We start from the raw sequence: 18,959 nt of genomic DNA on the forward strand, positions 1-18,959 counted from the left end.
TCAGGCCGCCGGAGCTGTGGTCGTGGCCGTGGCGACGGCAGTCTCAGTGGAGGCAGTGGTGATCTCCTCGGGCGTAGGTGCAGGCGCAACGGCAGGTGTGGGAGTCAGCTCGGTGGCCGTTGGCGTGACGAGCGCATCGCCAGTGGGGCCGGCGGCTGACATTGTTGCAGGCGTCATGCTGGGAGACGCGCTCTCGCTGGTCGGCGTCGCGGTGCCTGTGTCCGTGGGAACTGGACCGGAATTGAGAGTGGGACTAAGCGTGGGACTACTTGTCACCCCTGGTGATGTGCCGGGCGAGGCCGTGCCGGACGATGACGGGGCAGGCGATGTGGGCGGGGACGTTGTGGTCCCGGCTGCAGTAGTGGCAGGGGACGCGGGGACGGAGGTTGCAGGACTGGTCGGGAGAGGCTGCGAGAGGTCGGTAGGGCTTGCGGTGACAGTGGCAATGGAATCCGGAATGATGCCGGTGCCGGCCGCACCGGAGCCGGACAGCGTAGTCAGGGGAGCTCCCGCAGCGGGTCCACCGGCCTTCGCCCCACCGGGGGCGTTCCCGTCGCCGCTGCTCGCCGGCTTTCCGGCGGGCGGTGCGTAGGCAGCGGGTCCGGGCTCCTGGCTGAGCGGCTTCGTGGCGCTGGCTTCAACGCCCGCAAGGGGATGGGGAACGGCAACCACTGCTGCTCCCCCTGGATCGGGCGCTTCAGTTGTCCCTCCCCCGGTGGATCCACCCGTGGTGCTGGCCCCTGCCTGCGGCACGAACATCGCGGTCAGGCTCCCGAAGCCATCCGGACTTTGGGCGGCAGTGGCGGTAAGGACCGTAAGGACGGCAGCGGCCGCGGCGACGGCCGTGACCCGGACCGTGGGTTTCGGGGCGTGCGCGCCCCCTTTCCCGTGCAGCGCACTGCGGGAGGGCGCGGCAATGGCTCCTCCCGCCGTCGAATATTTACGCGACCAGCTGGGCCGTCCGGGGTGGCCCGTTCCAGGTGGCGCGCCGGAAGGCACGACGGCGGCACGCGCCTCATCAGCGTCCGCTCCGCTTGATCCCGGCCCGGCCAGTGCCGCTTCAGTTTCGACCGCCTCAGCTTCCGCCGACGCCGATGCCTTTGCGGCAGCGGTGTGTGCCAGGAGCGCCGCCACGGCGGCGCCGAGGCAGATGGAGGACTTCGGGTCGGCGTCCACCGCGATGGGCCGGCCCAGCTGCTCGGACACCAGCTGTGCCACCAAGGGGATTCGGGACGAGCCCCCGATCAGCAGCACCGTGGACAGGTCTTCCGGCTCAAGGTGCAGTTGGGCCAGGGAGTGTTCCAGTGCCGCCACCGTTTCCCGCACGGGCTCTTCGATCAGCGCTTCGAACTCGGAACGGACCAGGCGGACCTGCTGCTGGACGCCCGGCAGGAGTACCGGGATACTTGCCTCGCTGTCAGCGGACAGGGCTTCCTTGGCCTCCACGCATTCGCGCCGTAACCGCGTCAGGGCGCCAAGCACCACGGGGTCGGTGGCGTCGAGGCTGTCCAGTGCGTTCCCGCTGTGGCCTGCCACGTAGCGGAAGACCGCAGCGTCAAAGTCGGCTCCGCCCAGGTCTTCGATTCCCTCCGGGCGTCCCACGAGTTCAAAGCGACTGCTGCCGGACTTCCGCAGGACAGCGGTATCGAAGGTGCCGCCACCGAGGTCGTAAACGGCGATGGTGCTGCCTTCCTCCACCCGCACCTGCGACGCGTAGTGCAGGGCCGCGGCCTCCGGTTCGGGGAGGAGTGTCACGTTCTCCAGCCCGTGGGAACTGAGGGCGTCCCGCACCACGGACAGGCGGTGGCTGCCCCAGGCTGCAGGGTGGGTAAGGACGAAGGCCGACGCCGGGCCCCCTTCACGTTCGGCGGCGCGGTCTGCCACCCACCGGGCCATGGTGGCGAAGACGTCCTCAGGCTGCAGCGCCAGGCTGCCCAGGATGATGGGTACGTCGTCGCCAATCCGGCGCTTGAATTCCCGGACCACTCGCTCCGGTGTGTCCAGCCCGCGGCGTTCGGCGGCCTCGCCCACCAGGACAGTGCCTTCCTCCGGGTAGTACAGCACGGAGGGGACGGACGCTCCACGGGCGCCGAGGGGAAGGCACTCGGGCACGGGGGAAGCACCTTGGTGAAAGCGTACAACCGCGGCTGCCGTGAAACTCGTCCCGACGTCTACGGCGAGGGCGTAGCTCATGGTGACCTCGAAAGGCTGGTGGTCCACATGCAAGCTTCATCACAGTGAACAGTCACCAAATTAGCATTCACAGGGACCGGGGAACACCCCTGTTGCTACAACGAATGGTGATACGGCAGGTGGCTGCCGTATCACCGATCGATTTCGGGCCTTAAGACCCGTAAAACCAGCGGGTCTTAAGGCGCAGCTTAGAGGCCCGAGTAGGAGTGGAGCCCGTTGAACAACGTGTTCACGATGGTGAAGTTGAAGATCACGCAGAGGTAGCCCACGATCGACAGCCATGCGGCGCGGGTTCCGGTCCAGCCGCGGGTGGCACGGGCGTGCAGGTAGCCGGCGTAGACGACCCAGATGACGAAGGTCCACACTTCCTTGGTGTCCCAGCCCCAGAACCGGCCCCAAGCCTTCTCGGCCCAGATGGCACCGAACATCAGCGTGAAGGTCCAGCCGATGAAAGCGATGGCGTTGATGCGGTAGGACAGGTTCTCCAGGCTCAGCGCTGAGGGCACCAGGCGCATGAAACCGAGCTTGTCGGTGCCGTCCGCGGCCACGGTCTTCTGCCGGTGGGACTGCACCAGCTGCAGGGCGGACATGGCGAAAGTCAGGGTGAACAGTGCCGAGGAAAGCACCGCGATGGAGACGTGGATGACCAGCCAGTAGCTCTGCAGGGCGGGAACCAGGTGACCCACGGGGGTCCAGAAGGCCACCGAGGCCGCCACCAGCATGATGATCACCAGGCCCACCACGAAGGTGCCCAGGAAGCGGAGGTCGCGGCGGATCAGCGAAAGAAGGAAAACGGCTGCCACGAGGAATGCGCCGGTGGTAAGGAATTCGTACATGTTGCCCCACGGCACGCGGCCCGCGCCCAGTGCACGGGTGACCACGCCGGCCCCGTGGATGACGGCGGCGAGGATGGTCAGGGCTACGGCCACCCGCGCCGGGACCCGGCGCTCCGCGGCGTACTTCATGTCGCCGTCGGCCGTTACGACACTGCCAGTTCCTGCTCCGCCGGCCTTGGCGGACGACGACGGGCGCTCGGCCCGGTCGGCAGGCCCGTCCAGGCGGGCCCCGGCAGAACCTGCACCCACTCCTGCCGCTACGGGAACCTTGGCGGCGGTCCCGGCCTGGGCGGCCTTGAGGTCCACCGCGCGCAGCGCCTTGCTGCTCTTGGCCAGGTCCCAGGCGAAGGCGATGAAGGCCACCGTGTAGGTACCCGCCGCCAGCAGCATGAAGAGTTCGCTGTACTGGCCCATGGTTTCGTTGATTCCAAATGGCATTACTGGTCCTTTTCGGGCCCGGTGGGGCCTGCTGGGGTGGTGACGGAGCCGGCGCCAGTTTCAGCGGAGCCTGCCGCGTTATCGACGGAGCCTGCGACATTATCGCCTGCCCGGCTGGGAGTTTGCTGGGACGGAGCGGTGTCTTCGGACACAGCACCTTCAGAGTCAGTGCCTTCAGGCAGCTGCCACTCTGCGGTGAACAGCTTCCGGAGTGCCGCCGCCTCACCGGCCAGGCGGTGGTCCTCGCCGCGGGCCAGGAGCCCGTACTCCACCATGGTGCGGCCGTCAGCGGCTGTGCCCGTACGGACCCAGACGCGGCGGCGGTTGACGTAGAGCGACAGGATCAGGCCGGCCACGGCCAGGAGGGCGAACACCAGGGCGGAGAGCTGTCCCGGGTTGTGGTGGATGTCCACGCCGATGTAGCGCTTCACGCCATCGAAACTGATGGTGCCCTTGCCGTCCGGCAGGGTGTAGGTGGAGCCGGGGGCCAGCGTGATGCCGCCTGCCGCCAGGTTCCTGGCGTTCAGTGGCGTCAGGTTCTTGACATCCAGCTCGAAGACGTTTTGCGGCGCACCCGTGTTCAAGCCAAGGTCGCCGTAGTACGAGTTCAGGGTCAGCTGCGGGTTGAACAGCTCGGGATCGGCGCTGAACGAAATATTCTTGTCCGTGACGAACGCCGTGGGGAGGAAGAAGCCCACGAACCCGAGCTGGTCCGGCTTGGCGTCGGGGACCTTGATCACCACGGAGGAGTAGTAGTTCTCGCCCTGCAGCTTGGCCACCACCGGGCCCTGCATGGCGACGTTGCCCGCTCCGTCACGGACTGTCACCACCGGCGCATAGCCGTTGCCGGTCAGGTAGATGCTGGTGCCGCCCAGGCTCACGGGGTCGTTGACCTTCAGGATTTCCTGCTTCGGCGGAGCCTCCGGATTCTCCTTGGTGGTGACAGTGGCGGCAAAGTCGATGGGCTGGCCGAACTTGCCCTTCGATTCGCGGTCGAAGGTGATGTTGAATTTGTCCAACTGGAGCGAGTACGGCTGCAGCTGGCTGGACTGGAAGTTGGTGCCGGGGTTGAACTGGTCGTAGCCCACCAGGGTGTTCACGAACGTGTCGCCCTCCACCAGGATCCGCTGGCCGCTGTAGCCGAAGAGACCGCCGGCGGCCACGGAGACCAGCACACCGATGAGCGAGGTGTGGAACACCAGGTTGCCCACTTCCTTCATGAAGCCGCGCTCGGCACCCATGGACGGAAGCGCGCCCTCGGCATCCCTGACCTCCACCCGGTAGCCGCGTTTCCGCAGCAACCCAGCCGCACCGTTGATGGCGTCCGACGCCGGGATTCCGGCGCCCGAGGGAATCACCAATGTGCCGTATTCCGGCAGCCGGGACAGGCGCTGCGGGGTACGCGGCGGCTGGGAGCGCACGGCCTTGTAATGGGCGATGGCCCGCGGCACCACGCAGCCGATCAGCGAGATGAACAGCAGCAGGTAGATCGCGGAGAACCATACGGAGGAGTAGACGTCGTAGAGCTGCAGGGAGTCCAGCAGCTTGCCGTACTCCGGATGGTCCTTGATGTACTGGGTCACCGTGGCCGGGTTGGCGGGCCGCTGCGGGAACAGCGACCCGGGGACGGCGGCGACGGCGAGGAGCAGCAGGAGGAACAGCGCAGTCCGCATGCTGGTCAGCTGGGTCCAGGCCCACCGGAGCATGCCCCTGGGTCCCAGCGCCGGGAGGGCGGCCTGGGCCTTCGCCTCGGCAACAGGGGCGGATTGCTTCTTTTTTACCTTCACACGCTCGCTCATCAGATCGGCAACTTCACATCGGTTTGGAACCAGTACTGCAGCCCGGTCACCCAGGCACCCCACACGCCGGTGGCCATCAGCAGCCCCAGGACCACCAGGATTCCGCCACCGGTCCGCTGGATGGCCAGGCGGTGCTTGCGGAAGAACGCCATCACGCCCATCCCCCGGCGCAGGGCCAGTGCGATCAGCAGGAACGGAATGCCCAGCCCCAGGCTGTACACGAATGCCAGGAAAGCGCCCTTGGCGGCTGAGGACCCGCCGGAGAGGCTCAGCAGCTGCACGGCTGAGTAGGTGGGGCCGATGCACGGCGCCCAGCCCAGCCCGAAGGTCAGGCCCAGCAGCGGGGCACCCCAGAGACCGGCGGGCGGCTTGGCATGGATTTTTGCGTCCCGCTGGAGCCAGCTGAAGCCGCCCATGAACACGATGCCCATAATGATCACCAGGATGCCCAGAAGCTGGGTGATCCAGGCGTTCTGGCTGCCGGTGATGAGCGTGCCCAGCTGGCCGAACGCGCCGCCCAGCAGGACGAAGATCACCGAGAAGCCCAGGACGAACAATCCGATGCCTGCCAGCATGCGGCCGCGTTTTTGCTTTTCCAGGTCCACGCCGCTCAGGCCGGTCACGTATCCCAGATAACCGGGTACCAGCGGGAGGACGCAGGGCGAAAGGAAGGAGACCAGCCCGGCGAGCAGTGCCACCGGGATGGCCAGCAGGATGGAGCCGCTGAGGATGGCTTCGGCGAAGGGGCTGTTCACGGTCCCGGCCTGTTCCTATTCCGCCACTGCGGCGGTGATGAGGGCCTTTAGGGTGCCCTTCTCGATCTCGCCGAGGACGCGGGAGGCCACCCGCCCCTGCTTGTCCAGGACCAGGGTGGTGGGCACGGCTCCGGGCGGCACCAGGCCGGACACGGACAGCAGGACGGCGCCGTCCTTGTCGTCGAAGCTGGGGTAGGTCAGGTGGAAGGTCTTTTCGAACGCCTCCGCCGTTGGCTTCTCATCCCGGAGGTTGACGCCGAAGAACTGGACGCCCTGGTCCTTGAACTCCTGGTGCAGGGCTTCAAGGAGCGGCGCTTCCACGCGGCAGGGGGCGCAGGCTGCGAACCAGAAGTTCAGGACGCTCACCTTGCCCTGGAAGTCGGCAGGCGTGACGGCGGTGCCGTTGAAGAGGGCACCCTGGATCTGCACGGCTTCCTTGCGGTCCGCAGCGGCGAATTCGGTCACGGAGCCGTCACCGGCAACGTAGTTCTTGTTGTCCCCCGCCTTGGCCTGCTTGGCCAAAGCATCCTCCTGGGCACAGCCGGACAGGCCAAGGGTCAGCGCGGTCAGCGCCACGCCGCCGGCAGCGAGCAGGCTGCGGCGCGAGGGAAGGTTGCTGTTGCTCACTACTAGGCTCCAGGGGTGCTGGCGGCACCGGGAAGAAGGGATGCTGCGGGTTCGCTGTACTCAACCCGCAACAGCGAGCCGGCGTCGTCGAAGACCAGGGACGTAACGGAAGTCAGGGTGCACTCGCGCTTGCGGGGATCGTGCCACAAAGGCCGCCCTTCCGCGCTCAGCCGGGTGGCCCAGATGGGCAGCTGGTGGCTGACCAGGATGGCCTCAGGGCCTTCTGCGCCAAAATCGCCGGCCGCAAGTTCAATCGCCTTCCGGCGCGCGTCCTGCGCAGCCGCTGCCACCCGCGCCGCCTGCTGCTTGTACGGCTCACCCCAGGACGGGCGCAGCGGGTTGACCAGGTGCGGCCAGTGCCGTGGCCGGCGCAGTTCACCTTTGGTGACTTTCATGCCCTCGAAGTAGTTTTCCGCTTCGATGATCCGCTCGTCTGTGTGGATCTGCAGCTGCAGGGCTTCCGACGTCGGCCGTGCAGTTTCCTGCGCACGCTCGAGCGGAGAGGCGGCGAGGTAGGTGATGCGGGCTCCGTGCTCGGCGCGCTGCCGGAAGTACTCCGCAAGCATGCGGGCCATCTCCTGCCCCAACTCGGAAAGGTGGAAATCCGGGAGCCGCCCGTAGAGAACGCCGTCGGGATTATGGACCTCGCCGTGGCGGAGCAGATGGACAGTGGCTTGGGGCATGTTTACCAGTTTCTCAAAGATGGCGCGCGATCCGAAATCTTCTACGTTCAGTAGAACTGAAGTTTTTGGAGAAATGTTCCGGACCCGGGAACAAAACATGCAAATGCATGTTTATACTGAATGCAGCAAGTTAGTTGAGACTTCAACTTATGAAGCTTCAACAGCAGGATCACCACAGACACAGCTATACAAGGAGCAACATCATGGCACTTCCCGCAGACGTCACCACCGGCACCTGGACCCTGGACAACTCCCACAGCGAGATTGGCTTCACCGTCCGCCACGCCGGCATCAGCAAGGTACGTGGGCAGTTCACCGAAGCCGCCGCCACCCTGGACCTGGCCGAGGACGTGGTCGATTCCAAGATCAACGCCACCATCAAGACCGCCAGCTTTGACTCCGGCGACGCCAACCGCGACGGCCACGTCAAGGGCGGGGATTTCTTCGACGTGGAGAAGTTCCCCGAGATCTCCTTCGTCTCCAACGGCCTCGTGGCCAAGGGCAACAGCTACGAACTCACCGGCGACCTGACCATCAAGGGTGTTACCCGTCCGGTGACCCTGGAAACCGAGTTCAACGGCGTGGCCGTGGACCCGTTCGGCAACACCCGCGCCGGCGTCTCCGCCGAGACCACCATCAGCCGCAAGGACTTCGGCCTGACCTGGAACGCCGTCCTGGAAACCGGCGGCGTGCTGGTCAGCGACAAGGTTGCCATCAACCTGGAACTCGCCTTCATCGCTCCCGCAGCCTAATTCCCCTTCACGGCACCCCGGCCCGCCTGCACGGCACGGCCGGGGTGCCGTGTTTAACCTGCAAACGCGGTGCATCAACACCTCCCGAATGATCCACAACGCCGCCCGCCGGGGGTACGGTGGACTTAAGCCATGCTGGGGGGAAGGCTGAGGACCGATTCCCGGCAGCCTAACTGGATCCCGACCCTGCAGAAGGAACGCCCATGAGTACTCCTCCCGTCCCGCCTCCCGGGTCCGAAGACCCGCGCACCAGCCCCGGACAATCCGGCAACGACCAGTCCGGAGCCCAGCCGCGCTACGGCCAGAACGCTCCGCAGTACGGCCAAAACGCTCCGCAGTACGGCTCGCAGCCGCCGGCAGCACCGCAGTACGGCCAAAATGCACCCCAGTACGGCCAGAATGCACCGCAGTATGGGTCGCAGGCTCCCGGCTACGGCCAGTCCCAGTTCGGCCAGTCGCCGTATGGACAGTCCCCTTACGCCCAGTACCCCTCGGAGCAGCCGCAGCCCGCCGGAAGCAACGGCGTCCCCCAGCTTGTGAACATCTCCTTCTGGCTGCTGATTGCGTCGGCCGCCATTTTCGTCATCGGCATGCTCCTCGGGCTCACCCAGCTGGACGACCCCCAGTTCCGGCAGCTCTTTGAACAGCAGATGCAGTCGAGCGGAACAGACATCAGCTACGACAGCATCAAGAGCGTCATCGCCGGCACGCTGGTGGTCTTTGCCATCATCGGCGCCGCGCTCTACCTGCTGGTGGCCTTCTTCATCCGCAAGGGCAAGAACTGGGCCCGCATCCTGGGGACGGTCTTTGCAGCGCTGTCCATTTTCGGCCTGTTTGGGGTTCCCTCCCTCGGAACGCTTGGAACTGTCCTGGGCATCGTGGCCATTGTGCTGCTTTACCTGCCTGCAGCTGCCCCGTACTTCCGGAAGCAGCAGCCTTTCGCCAACCCGTACTCGGGTGGGTTCGGCAACCCTTACGGGCGGTAACCCAGCACGTCTGCTGGCAAACAGGCGGCCCGGGACGCAGCAATGCGTCCCGGGCCGCCTGCGTTAAGCCAGCGCTAGGCTGTCTGTCCGGGTGTCTGGGCCCGCTGCGCGTGGTAGGCCAGGATCTGGAGTTCGGTGGCCATGTCCACCTTGCGGAGGTTGACGCCGTCGGGAACCTGCAGCATCACCGGGGCGAAGCTCAGGACGCTGTGGACGCCCGCCGCCACCACCCGGTCGCAGACGTCCTGGGCCACGGCGGCCGGCAGCGCCAGCACCACCATGTTGGCCCCGGTGCGGTGCAGGACTGTTTCGAGGTCCGCGACGTCGCTGACCCGCAGCCATCCCACCTCGCTGCCCACCACCATCTGGTCGGCGTCGAAAATGGCCACGACGTCGAACCCGCGGGACTCGAAGCCGCCGTACCGCGCCAGCGCCTTGCCGAGGTTGCCGGCACCGACGATAGCCACTTTCCAGTCGTGCGTCAGTCCAAGCGCTGCCGCGATATGACGGCTGAGGTACTGCACCTCGTAGCCAACACCCCTGGTTCCGTACGATCCCACATAGGACAGGTCCTTGCGCAGGGTTGAGGAACTGACCCCTGAGGCTTCAGCCAGCGATTCGGAGGAGACGCGCTCCACGCCCTCAGCCAGCAGGGTGTTCAGGGCGCGGAGGTAGAGGGTCAGCCGGGCTACGGCTGCGGGCGGTATCTGCTTGGGCGGCGTGCCCGTCGCAGCTGGAAGGTCGGGAAGCGGCTGCGGCGTGGAATCCAGGGAGGTCACCGGCACTCCCCTTACTGGGCCATGGCGCGCTGCAGCACGCGTTCCAGCCGGGTTTCGTCGATTTTCCAGAAGTCGCGCTGTACGCCGTCCACCAGCACCACCGGGATTTCCTCGGCGTAGCGCTCCCGCAGCTCGGGCTGGTTGTCCACCAACTCTTCGCTCCAGGTAAGGCCCAATGAGGCAGTGACCCGGCTGACGGCGTCGCGCGCGTCTTCGCAAAGGTGGCAGTCAGCTTTGGTGACCAGGACGACGCGGGGTGTAGCCATGGCTTAACGGTATCGCCGTTCGCGTGCTGCCGGTGACGCCGACGGCGGCAGGCCAGCGGATTGACTAGACTCAACACCATGCCCGAGGAGAAATACGTCGCCGTAGTCACGCGCCCGGTTGCCGAGCCGCAGCCGGGCGAAGCGGCGTTTTTCGACGTGGACAACACCTTGATGCGCGGGGCCAGCCTCTTCCATGTGGCACGCAAGATGCACCAGCGCGGAGCCTTTACCCTGGCCCAGGCCGCCGGCTTCGCATGGAAGCAGTTCAAGTTCGTGGCCCGCGGGGAGAACATCGATGACGTCCATGCCGTGCGGGATTCGGCCCTGACGCTGGCCGCCGGGATCACCGTTGACGACATCAAGGCCCTGGGTGAAGAAGTCTACGACGAGATGATCGCCTCGCGGATCTGGCCGGGCGCCAAGGCACTGGCGGAGCAGCACCTCAGGGTGGGCCGCCGCGTCTGGCTGGTAACGGCCACGCCCATTGAGGTGGCCACCGTGATCTCCACCCGCCTGGGACTGACCGGAGCCCTGGGGACGGTGGGCGAAGTGTCGGACGGCATGTACACCGGCCGCCTGGTGGGAGACATCCTGCACGGCTCGGCGAAGGCCGTAGCCGTCCAGGCCATCGCCGACGAGGAGGGCCTGGACCTCAAGCGCTGCTGGGCCTACAGCGACTCCTTCAACGACGTCCCGCTGCTGTCGCTGGTGGGGCACCCCGTGGCCATCAACCCGGACGCCAAGCTGCGCCGCCACGCGCGGGACCGGAACTGGCCGGTCTACGACTTCCGCGCCGGCCGCCGCGCTGCCACGTTCGGCCTCAAGGCAGCCACTTTTGGCGGTGCGATTTACGGCCTTTGGAAGGGCTTCGCCCGGATGCGCGGCCCGCGGGCGTAGCCCGGTAACAAACAAAATGCCCGCCGCCTCGGAAGGCGACGGGCATTTGCACGCTGTTGGAAGTATTTCTACTTCTTGTTGCGGCGCTGGTGACGGGTCTTGCGAAGCAACTTGCGGTGCTTCTTCTTGGCCATACGCTTGCGACGCTTCTTAATAACTGAACCCACGAAAGTTCCTTACAAACTAGATGCAGTACCTGTCTGATGGAGAATGTCCGCGGACATAGCTACGAACTGAACAACTGACAGATTCTTACAATGACGTAAAACGTTCCTTAACAGGGTACCGCCTATTGGGAGCGGCTCAGGACAGGCTGCCTCAGGCCGTCTCGGTGTGACCGTCCACGACAGCACCCTTAAGGTACTGTTCAACGGCGTTTTCGGGGACCCGGTAGGAGCGGCCGAAGCGCACTGCCGGCATTTCGCCCGAGTGCACCAGCCGGTAGACAGTCATTTTGGAGACGCGCATGACCTCGGCCACTTCAGCCACGGTCAGGAACTTCGCGTTGGAGAAGTTCTGTTCTGCCGACATTTCCCTATTTTCCTTTGCTGACGGATGGACAACAGTGACCCCAGGTACGTGCCAATGCGGTGTTCCGATGCTGAGCCATCCACCAACCACCTAAGTAGATACTCTAGATGTTCCTGTGGCAGATGTGAAAGTGGCGGGCCCCCTATTTCATCCCCTAATTCGACCCCCGGCGCTTCCGTGCCGATGCCGCCAGCTGCTCCAGGACAGACGCGGAGACATCCCAGTCCATGCAGGCATCCGTGACGCTTTGGCCGTAGACCAGTTCAGCGCGCCCTGCTGCATGGTCAGCGACGTCCAGGTTCTGCGCCCCGCCCACCAGGAAGCTTTCCAGCATGACGCCGGCCACCGCGCGCGCTGCGGTCCCGCCGTCTTCCAACTGGGCGCCGATCTCCAATGCCACCTCGGCCTGCCGGTGGTGGCTCTTGCCGCTATTGGCGTGGCTGGCGTCGACGATAAGGCGGGGATTCAGTCCCTTGCCCGCCAGTTCGTTGGAGGCGCGTTCGACGTCGGCCGCTGAGTAGTTGGGCCCCTTGCGGCCGCCGCGGAGGATGACGTGGGTGTCGGGGTTTCCGGCCGTTGCCACCAGCGCGGCCCGGCCCTCGCCGTCGATCCCCAGGAACGCCTGGGCCGCCGCCGCTGCCCCGCAGGCGTCGATGGCCACCTGCAGGCCGCCGTCGGTCCCGTTCTTGAAGCCGATGGGCATGGACAATCCGGAGGCAAGCTGCCGGTGGATCTGGCTTTCGGTGGTGCGGGCACCGATGGCACCCCACGAGATGAGGTCGGCCATGTACTGGGGGCTGATCGGTTCCAGGAATTCGGTAGCAGTGGGAAGGCCCAGCGCAGTGACCTGCTGCAGGAACTGCCGGGCCGTGCGGAGGCCGGTAACCATGTCGTGGCTGCCATCCAGCCGTGGATCGTTGATCAGGCCCTTCCAACCCACGGTGGTACGCGGCTTTTCGAAGTAGGTCCGCATGACGATCAGCAGGTCTTCCTTGTGCTTTTCGGCCTGGCTGACCAGCCGGCGGGCGTACTCCAGCCCCGCCTTGGGGTCATGGATGGAACAGGGGCCAACAATGACCAGCAGGCGGTCGTCCACGCCGTCCATGATGGCGCGCACCTCGTCCCGTCCGCGTTCGACGACGGCAGCGGCGCGGGCGTCCAGCGGCAGTTCGGCGAGGAGTTCGGAGGGGGTGGGCAGCGGGGTGAATTCGCTGACGCGCAGGTTCGAGGTGGACTTGGTCTCGGTGGCGGGGGCTGCTGCTGTTGCGGTGCTCATGTTCGGGGTCCTGTTCCAGATGGGAAGCGGGCCCGGATTTCAGAACCCGCCGGAGAAACGGCGAAGGGCAGAGAATGATCTCTGCCCTGTTGGCTCTGAAGGAATGCTGGATGCGTGTCAGTTAGACGCGGGCCCCTCCAGAGCCAACGAAAAATACGCATACCAACGGTTAGTCATGGAAGAGACCATAAACCCGGGTGCACGCAGCCGCAAAATCAGTGCGTCACATTCCCTTCATCGCGATTCCTGAAGGCCCGCCACCAGTTCGGCGTGCTTTTGGTCAGTGAGGCGGTACCAGGACATGATGACGACGGCGGCCAGCACCAGGGCGGCGGGCAACAGTCCGGCAGCGGCGCGGATGGCGGTAAGGGTCGGGGCCGCCTGCTCCTGGACTGATGAGGAGTAGCCGCCCCACGCGAGCGCGAAGGCCACCAATCCTCCGCCGAAACCCATGCCCAGCTTCCGGGTGGCAGCCAGGAGGGCGTAGTTGATGCCCTGGACCCTGACGCCGGTCTTCCATTCGCCGTATTCCACGGTGTCCGCGATTAGTGCCCAGGTGAGGATGCTGATCGTTGCGGCTGAAAGCTGGGCCAGGACCATCCCGGCCACCGCCGGCCAGGGTGCTTCCGCCGGCACCAGGAAAACCACCAGTCCGCCTGCGGCGCCGAGCAGGCAGCCGACGGTGAACACTGCCTTCTTGCCCCATTTGGCCACTGGGCGGGGCATCAGCACGGCGAGTGCCAGGGTGATGACCACCTGTGTTGCGGCCATCAGGGGAAAGAGGTCCAGGCGGGACAGGACATCGCGCAGGTAGTAGAACTGGGCGGCCACGGTGGCGGAGTTGCCCGTCACCAGCAGCACGGAGGCAAGGCACAGGACCACCAGCGGCGAATTGACCCTGAGTGCTTCGATGGTCTGGCGCCAGGTGATTTTGGGGACGCTGCCGGCCACTCGTTCCCGGCAGGCGATCCCGGTGAACACATAGAGCCCGGAACCCAGAACCGCGAAGACCAGGGTCATCACGGTGAAGATCTGCTGGACGTCCCCTCCCCCGCCCAGGAGCGGTGCCACGAAGAACCCCAGCGTCGCCCCCACGGAGAGCCCGCCGATGGTCCGCGCTCCGGCAAGCCTGGCCCGATCGCGGGGGTCCTGGGTCATGGCCCCCACCAGGCAGCCGTACGGGACGTTAACCAGGCTGTAGGCAAGGCAGACCAGGAAATAGGTGCAGTAGGCGTAGAGGAGTTTCAGTGATGGCTCGACGTCGGGCACGTGGAACACGGCTACGCCCAGCACCAGTGGTATGAACCCGAAGATCAGGAAGGGGCGGAACTTTCCCCACCGGGGGCTGTGGAAGCGGTCAACGATCCTGCCCGCGGCGATGTCCGTGAAGGCATTGAACACCCGCGCGACTACCAGCAGGGTGCCGGCAGCCGCCGCGCCGATCCCGGCCACATCCGTGTAGTAGACCAGCAGGAACATGTTGGCGGTGCTGATGATCATGCTGTTGGCTGCATCGCCGGCGCCATAGCCTACGATTGCGGCCCTGTTCAAAGGCTTCATTGCTCCCTGTCCCCCGAATGAGAAAACGCTTTCTCATTCGAACAGGAATCTACCCCAGAATCTTGCGCAGAAACACCAGCTGCCGGATCCAGTGATGTTCCTGGCCGCCTTCGTGGTTGTTGAACCGGTACACCTCGATGTCCTTTACAGCTCCGGTGGCGGATGCGCCGGATGTTCCGGAGCCGTAGGCATTGAAGCTGGCGAAGACGGTGGACGGTGGGCAGATATCGTCCATCTGGGCAGCCGAGTACAGCGCCGGCGCCGTGGCGTACCGGGCCAGGTTGACGCCGTCGAAGTAGTTGAGGACGGCGAGGATGTCGTCGTAGCGCTCCCGGTGCCGGGCCAGGAACTGGGCGATCTCCGGGTACGGTCCCCGTGGGGTGATGTCGATGGCGCGGGGGAAGTCCTGCAGGAACGGAACGTCGGGCAGCGCGGCGATGACGCCGTCGAGCCGTCCCGCGGTGAGCCCCGCCGTGGCCACCACCAGGCCGCCGCCCTGGCTGACACCGGCCAGCACCACTTTGGCAGGATCGACGGCGGGGTGGGCCTGGGCGGCCTCCACCGCGCGGAAGGCGTCCACGTAGACACGGCGGTAGTAGTAATCCTCCCGGCTCGAGATGCCCCTCGTCATCAGGCCAGCATGCGCCACGTCGCCCGCGGACGGATGCGGATCAGCCGTGTCACCCACCAGGCCGCCGTACCCCTGGCCGCGGGTGTCCATAATGAAGTGCGCGTACCCGGCCTGCGCCCAGCGCGTGTCCTGGTTGGCCAGGCCACGGCCGCCGGAATAGCCAATGTAGGTCACTACCACCGGCAGCCGGGCGCCTGCCTCCCGGTTGGCCGGCAGGTGCAGCCAACCTTTGATGGGCGCGCCGCCAAAGCCGGAGAACGTGGCGTCGAAGGTGTCGATCACGGTCAGGTAGTTCTCCACCGGTTCGAAAGTGGCGTCCAGTGGATACGCCCGCGCTTCCCCCACCGTGGCATCCCAAAACGCCTGGAGGTCCCCCGGTGGCGTGACCCCGGAGGTATAGCTGCGCAGCTGGGCGAGGGGGAGGTCGAAAAGGGGCATTCCTAATTCACGCATCCCTGGCGCGCAGCGACAAGTGGTTGGTACCGGTCCAGGCTGGTCCCGGTGGCGACGATCCGGCGGAGCTCGGCCAGTCCGCCGGCAACGGCCCCGGCGGCCCGGGCCTGGACCAGCACGTTGCCCAGGGCGGTGGCTTCGACCGGCCCGGCGACGACGGGACGTCCGGTGGCGTTGGCCGTGAGCTGGCAAAGCAGGGCGTTCTGGGAGCCGCCGCCCACCACGTGCACCACGTCCACGGAACGGCCGGCGAGGCGTTCCGCAGCAGTGATGGTCCTGGCGTAGCCGGCCGCAAGGCTGTCCATGATGCAGCGGGTGATGGCTGCCGGTTCGCTGGACAGGACATCGCCGGTGCGCCGGACTGCCGCACGGATGCGCTCCGGCATGTTGTCCGGGGCGATGAAGTACGCATCGTCGGCGTTGATCCGGGGGCCGCCGGCGGGCAAAGCGGCGGCCGCGGCCAGCAGGGCCGTGAGGTCGGGTTTGAACCCTTCCGATGCCCAGGTGCGCTGGCATTCGCTCAGCAGCCACAGTCCGCCCACATTCCGCAGGTAGCGGGTGGTGCCGTCCACCCCGCGTTCATTGGTGAAGTTCGCTTCCCGGCTGGCCTCGGTCAGGACCGGATGCTTCAGTTCCAGCCCCACCAGCGACCACGTGCCTGAGGAGATGTAGGCAAAGTTTTCGCCCTGTGCGGGGACTGCGGCGACGGCGGACGCGGTGTCGTGCGAGCCGACGGCCACCACCTTCGTGTCCTGCAGGAGCCCCACCTGCGCGGCGATCTCCGGCAGCAGCGTGCCGACAGTTTCACCGGGCTGGATCAGGGGCGGGAACAGGTCCTTCCGCAAGCCCAGCGCCGTGAAGAATTCGGTGGCCCACTCCCCTGCCACGGCGTCGAACAGCCCGGTGGTGGAGGCGTTGGTGGCCTCTGTCCGCCGCACGCCGGTGAGCCGGAAGGCGATCAGGTCCGGGATGAGGAGTGCCTGCAGCCCGTCCAGGCCGCGTTCGGTGGCCAGCTGGTAGATGGTGTTGAACTGCAGGAACTGCAGGCCTGAGGTCTGGTACAGCCGGCTCGGGTCCAGCTTGGCATGCACGGGCGCGACGGCGGCCCGGCTGCGGTCGTCCCGGTAGCTGAAGGGCTGGGCCACGAGCTCGCCGGCCTTGTTGACCAGTCCGTAGTCCACAGCCCAGGTGTCGATGCCAATACTGGCAATCGTTTCGCCCTGCGCCGAGGCCACGGTGGCCGCGGTCCGAAGGCCGGCAAGGACTTCCGTGAACAGGGCGTCGAAGTCCCAGCGGAGGCCGCCGTCGTGCTCCACCACGCCGTTGGGAAAGCGGTGGACGGTCTGCAGCGATATTCCGCTCCCGCTGGCGCGGCCAAGGATCACGCGGCCGGAGGAGGCGCCGATGTCGACGGCGGCGAACACGCCGCCGTCGACACCGTTCGAAGACGTGCTCACCGGAGGAAGGCCGCCGCCACCCCGGCGTCCACGGGAATGTGCAGGCCGGTGGTGTGGGACAGTTCGTTGCTGGTCAGGACGGCGGCGGCGTTGGCCACGTGCTCGGGCAGGACTTCGCGCTTGAGCAGGGTGCGCTGGGCGTAGTACTCACCCAGTTTCTCCTCGTCGACGCCGTAGACCGCGGCGCGCTTGGCGCCCCAGCCGCCGGCGAAGATCCCGGAGCCGCGGACCACGCCGTCGGGGTTGATGCCGTTGACACGGATGCCATGTTCGCCCAGTTCGGCCGCGAGCAGCCTGACCTGGTGGGCCTGGTCTGCCTTGGTGGCGGAGTAGGCGATGTTGTTGGGCCCGGCGAACACCGAGTTCTTGGAGGAGATGTAGATGATGTCCCCGCCCATTCCCTGGGCAATCATGACCTTCGCGGCGGCCTTGGCCACCAGGAACGAACCCTTGGCCATGACGTTGTGCTGCAGGTCCCAGTCCTTTTCGGTGGTTTCCAGCAGCGGCTTGGAGATGGACAGGCCGGCGTTGTTGACCACCAGGTCCACCCCGCCGAATGCCAGCACGGCGGCGTCGATCGCCGCCGCGACCTGGGCTTCGTCCGTCACGTCAGCCTGGACGCCAATGGCAACATCGGAGCCGCCGAGTTCCTCGGCGACCTTCTGCGCGTTCTCCAGGTTCAGGTCCGCGATGACCACGCAGGCGCCTTCGGCGGTGAGGCGGGTGGCGATGGCCTTGCCAATGCCGGACGCGGCACCGGTCACCAGCGCGATGCGGGTGGCGTGCGACTTGGGCTTGGGCATCCGCGCCAGCTTGGCCTCCTCCAGCGCCCAGTACTCGATGCGGAACTTCTCGGATTCCTCGATCGGGGCGTAGGTGGAGATCGCCTCGGCGCCTTGCATCACGTTGATCGCGTTGATGTAGAACTCGCCGGCAACCCGGGCGGTCTGCTTGTTCGCGCCGAAGGAGAACATGCCCACGCCCGGGACCAGCACGATGGCCGGGTCCGCTCCGCGCAGGGCAGGGCTGTTTCCGTCCGCATGACGGTCGTAGTAGGCCTGGTAGTCCTCGCGGTAGTCCGCGTGCAGTTCGTGCAGCCGCGCGATCGACTCCTCAAGGGAGGCGTCCGCCGGCAGGTCCAGGATGAGCGGCTTGACCTTGGTGCGCAGGAAGTGGTCCGGGCAGGAGGTGCCCAGCGCTCCGAGCCGTGGGTGCTCCGCGGCTTCCAGGAAGTCAAGGACGACGGCATCATCGCTGAAGTGCCCCAGCTGCGGTTTGTCCGTGGAGGCCAGGCCGCGGATCACCGGTGCCAGGGCTGCCGCCTTGGCGCGGCGCTCGGCCTCCGGCAGCGCACCGTACCCGGGCAGCTTGGGCCCGAAGGGTTCAGCCTTGCCGTTGTCCCTGATGTATTTTTCGGCCTGCTCGATGATCCACAGCGAGTTCTGCTCTGCCTCGTCGCTGGTGGCACCCCAGGCGGTGATGCCATGGCCGCCCAGGATGGTGCCGATGGCCTGCGGGTTGGCGTCCTTGATCGCGGCGATGTCCAGGCCCAGCTGGAAGCCGGGGCGGCGCCAGGGCACCCACACCACCTTGTTGCCGAAGATCTTGGTGGTCAGGGCCTCGCCATCCGCCGCCGTCGCAATGGCGATGCCCGAGTCCGGGTGCAGGTGGTCCACATGTGCGGCATCAACCAGGCCGTGCATGGCGGTATCGATCGAGGGGGCGGCTCCGCCCTTGCCGTGCAGGCAGTAATCGAACGCTGCCACCATCTCATCCTCGCGCTCCACGCCCGGGTAAACGCCCTTCAAAGCGTTCAACCGGTCAAGGCGCAGCACCGCCAGGTTCTGCTCCTTCAGGGTGCCCAAGTCCCCGCCCGAGCCCTTGACCCACAGCAGCTGGACATCCTCACCCGTCACCGGGTCCTTTTCGGTGCCCTTGGCCGAGGTGTTACCGCCGGCGAAGTTGGTGTTCCGCTTGTCCGCGCCCAGGCGGTTGGAACGGGAAATCAGGTCTTCAACAGTCTTGTTCGTCATAACTTCC

Annotated in this window: 18 protein-coding genes; 3 read left to right on the plus strand and 15 right to left on the minus strand. The window is 66.3% G+C overall.

The window, feature by feature from the left end; all coding sequences use genetic code 11:
• From ACETK3_RS02975 to ACETK3_RS03000, 6 genes are all read right to left on the minus strand, one after another.
• Nucleotides 1-2,193 (minus strand): Hsp70 family protein, encoded by a 2,193-nt coding sequence (locus ACETK3_RS02975; RefSeq protein ID WP_373992543.1) that lies wholly within the window; start codon nt 2,191-2,193, stop codon nt 1-3.
• Between the two features lie 188 nt (nt 2,194-2,381).
• Nucleotides 2,382-3,467 carry a c-type cytochrome biogenesis protein CcsB gene (gene ccsB / locus ACETK3_RS02980; RefSeq protein ID WP_236799509.1) on the minus strand — a complete coding sequence of 362 codons (1,086 nt, stop codon included), beginning with the start codon at nt 3,465-3,467 and terminating at the stop codon, nt 2,382-2,384.
• On the minus strand, nt 3,467-5,266 hold the full coding sequence (locus ACETK3_RS02985; protein ID WP_237428879.1) for a cytochrome c biogenesis protein ResB: 1,800 nt from the start codon (nt 5,264-5,266) through the stop codon (nt 3,467-3,469). The genes ccsB and ACETK3_RS02985 overlap by 1 nt, the downstream gene beginning before the upstream one ends.
• Nucleotides 5,266-6,021, minus strand: a complete 756-nt coding sequence (locus ACETK3_RS02990) for a cytochrome c biogenesis CcdA family protein (protein ID WP_236799511.1) — start codon at nt 6,019-6,021, stop codon at nt 5,266-5,268. The genes ACETK3_RS02985 and ACETK3_RS02990 overlap by 1 nt, the downstream gene beginning before the upstream one ends.
• Before the next feature lie 15 nt (nt 6,022-6,036).
• Nucleotides 6,037-6,648 (minus strand): TlpA disulfide reductase family protein, encoded by a 612-nt coding sequence (locus ACETK3_RS02995; RefSeq protein WP_237428880.1) that lies wholly within the window; start codon nt 6,646-6,648, stop codon nt 6,037-6,039.
• Between the two features lie 2 nt (nt 6,649-6,650).
• The gene (locus tag ACETK3_RS03000; RefSeq protein ID WP_237428881.1) at nt 6,651-7,331 is read right to left on the minus strand and encodes a histidine phosphatase family protein; all 681 of its coding nucleotides are present in this window, start codon (nt 7,329-7,331) and stop codon (nt 6,651-6,653) included.
• A 203-nt stretch (nt 7,332-7,534) separates the two neighbouring features.
• On the opposite strand from ACETK3_RS03000, the gene ACETK3_RS03005 reads away from it, so the two are divergent.
• Complete coding sequence (locus ACETK3_RS03005) at nt 7,535-8,083, plus strand: YceI family protein (protein ID WP_236799513.1); 549 nt, start codon at nt 7,535-7,537, stop codon at nt 8,081-8,083.
• Nucleotides 8,084-8,286: 203 nt separating this feature from the next.
• Entirely contained in the window at nt 8,287-9,069 is a 783-nt protein-coding gene (locus ACETK3_RS03010; protein ID WP_237428882.1) for a Yip1 family protein, read from the plus strand.
• A 74-nt stretch (nt 9,070-9,143) separates the two neighbouring features.
• On the opposite strand, the gene ACETK3_RS03015 is transcribed toward ACETK3_RS03010, so the two are convergent.
• Entirely contained in the window at nt 9,144-9,848 is a 705-nt protein-coding gene (locus tag ACETK3_RS03015) for a redox-sensing transcriptional repressor Rex (protein WP_236799515.1), read from the minus strand.
• Nucleotides 9,849-9,859: 11 nt separating this feature from the next.
• Complete coding sequence (locus ACETK3_RS03020) at nt 9,860-10,114, minus strand: glutaredoxin family protein (RefSeq protein WP_142132722.1); 255 nt, start codon at nt 10,112-10,114, stop codon at nt 9,860-9,862.
• A 78-nt stretch (nt 10,115-10,192) separates the two neighbouring features.
• Here ACETK3_RS03020 and ACETK3_RS03025 point away from each other — a divergent pair, with 78 nt between their 5' ends.
• Nucleotides 10,193-11,011 carry an HAD family hydrolase gene (locus tag ACETK3_RS03025; protein WP_373992487.1) on the plus strand — a complete coding sequence of 273 codons (819 nt, stop codon included), beginning with the start codon at nt 10,193-10,195 and terminating at the stop codon, nt 11,009-11,011.
• A 68-nt stretch (nt 11,012-11,079) separates the two neighbouring features.
• On the opposite strand, the gene ACETK3_RS03030 is transcribed toward ACETK3_RS03025, so the two are convergent.
• The 7 genes from ACETK3_RS03030 to ACETK3_RS03060 all read right to left on the minus strand — a co-directional run bounded on the left by ACETK3_RS03030 (nt 11,080) and on the right by ACETK3_RS03060 (nt 18,952).
• The gene (locus ACETK3_RS03030; RefSeq protein ID WP_003792170.1) at nt 11,080-11,178 is read right to left on the minus strand and encodes a 30S ribosomal protein bS22; all 99 of its coding nucleotides are present in this window, start codon (nt 11,176-11,178) and stop codon (nt 11,080-11,082) included.
• 151 nt (nt 11,179-11,329) lie between these two features.
• On the minus strand, nt 11,330-11,542 hold the full coding sequence (locus ACETK3_RS03035; RefSeq protein WP_043452394.1) for a helix-turn-helix domain-containing protein: 213 nt from the start codon (nt 11,540-11,542) through the stop codon (nt 11,330-11,332).
• 154 nt (nt 11,543-11,696) lie between these two features.
• Nucleotides 11,697-12,818, minus strand: coding sequence for a 3-deoxy-7-phosphoheptulonate synthase (locus tag ACETK3_RS03040; protein WP_237428885.1), 1,122 nt, complete (start codon nt 12,816-12,818; stop codon nt 11,697-11,699).
• A 234-nt stretch (nt 12,819-13,052) separates the two neighbouring features.
• On the minus strand, nt 13,053-14,378 hold the full coding sequence (locus tag ACETK3_RS03045) for a glycoside-pentoside-hexuronide (GPH):cation symporter (RefSeq protein ID WP_236820413.1): 1,326 nt from the start codon (nt 14,376-14,378) through the stop codon (nt 13,053-13,055).
• Nucleotides 14,379-14,427: 49 nt separating this feature from the next.
• The gene (locus tag ACETK3_RS03050) at nt 14,428-15,447 is read right to left on the minus strand and encodes an acetylxylan esterase (protein ID WP_373992488.1); all 1,020 of its coding nucleotides are present in this window, start codon (nt 15,445-15,447) and stop codon (nt 14,428-14,430) included.
• Nucleotides 15,448-15,449: 2 nt separating this feature from the next.
• The gene (locus ACETK3_RS03055) at nt 15,450-16,919 is read right to left on the minus strand and encodes a rhamnulokinase family protein (protein WP_373992489.1); all 1,470 of its coding nucleotides are present in this window, start codon (nt 16,917-16,919) and stop codon (nt 15,450-15,452) included.
• A complete protein-coding gene (locus ACETK3_RS03060) occupies nt 16,916-18,952 on the minus strand; it encodes a bifunctional aldolase/short-chain dehydrogenase (RefSeq protein ID WP_373992490.1) in 2,037 nt (678 codons plus the stop codon). The genes ACETK3_RS03055 and ACETK3_RS03060 overlap by 4 nt, the downstream gene beginning before the upstream one ends.
• Nucleotides 18,953-18,959: the final 7 nt, after the last annotated feature.

It is taken from the genome of Arthrobacter sp. E44, assembly GCF_041877125.1.
Lineage (GTDB): Bacteria > Actinomycetota > Actinomycetes > Actinomycetales > Micrococcaceae > Arthrobacter.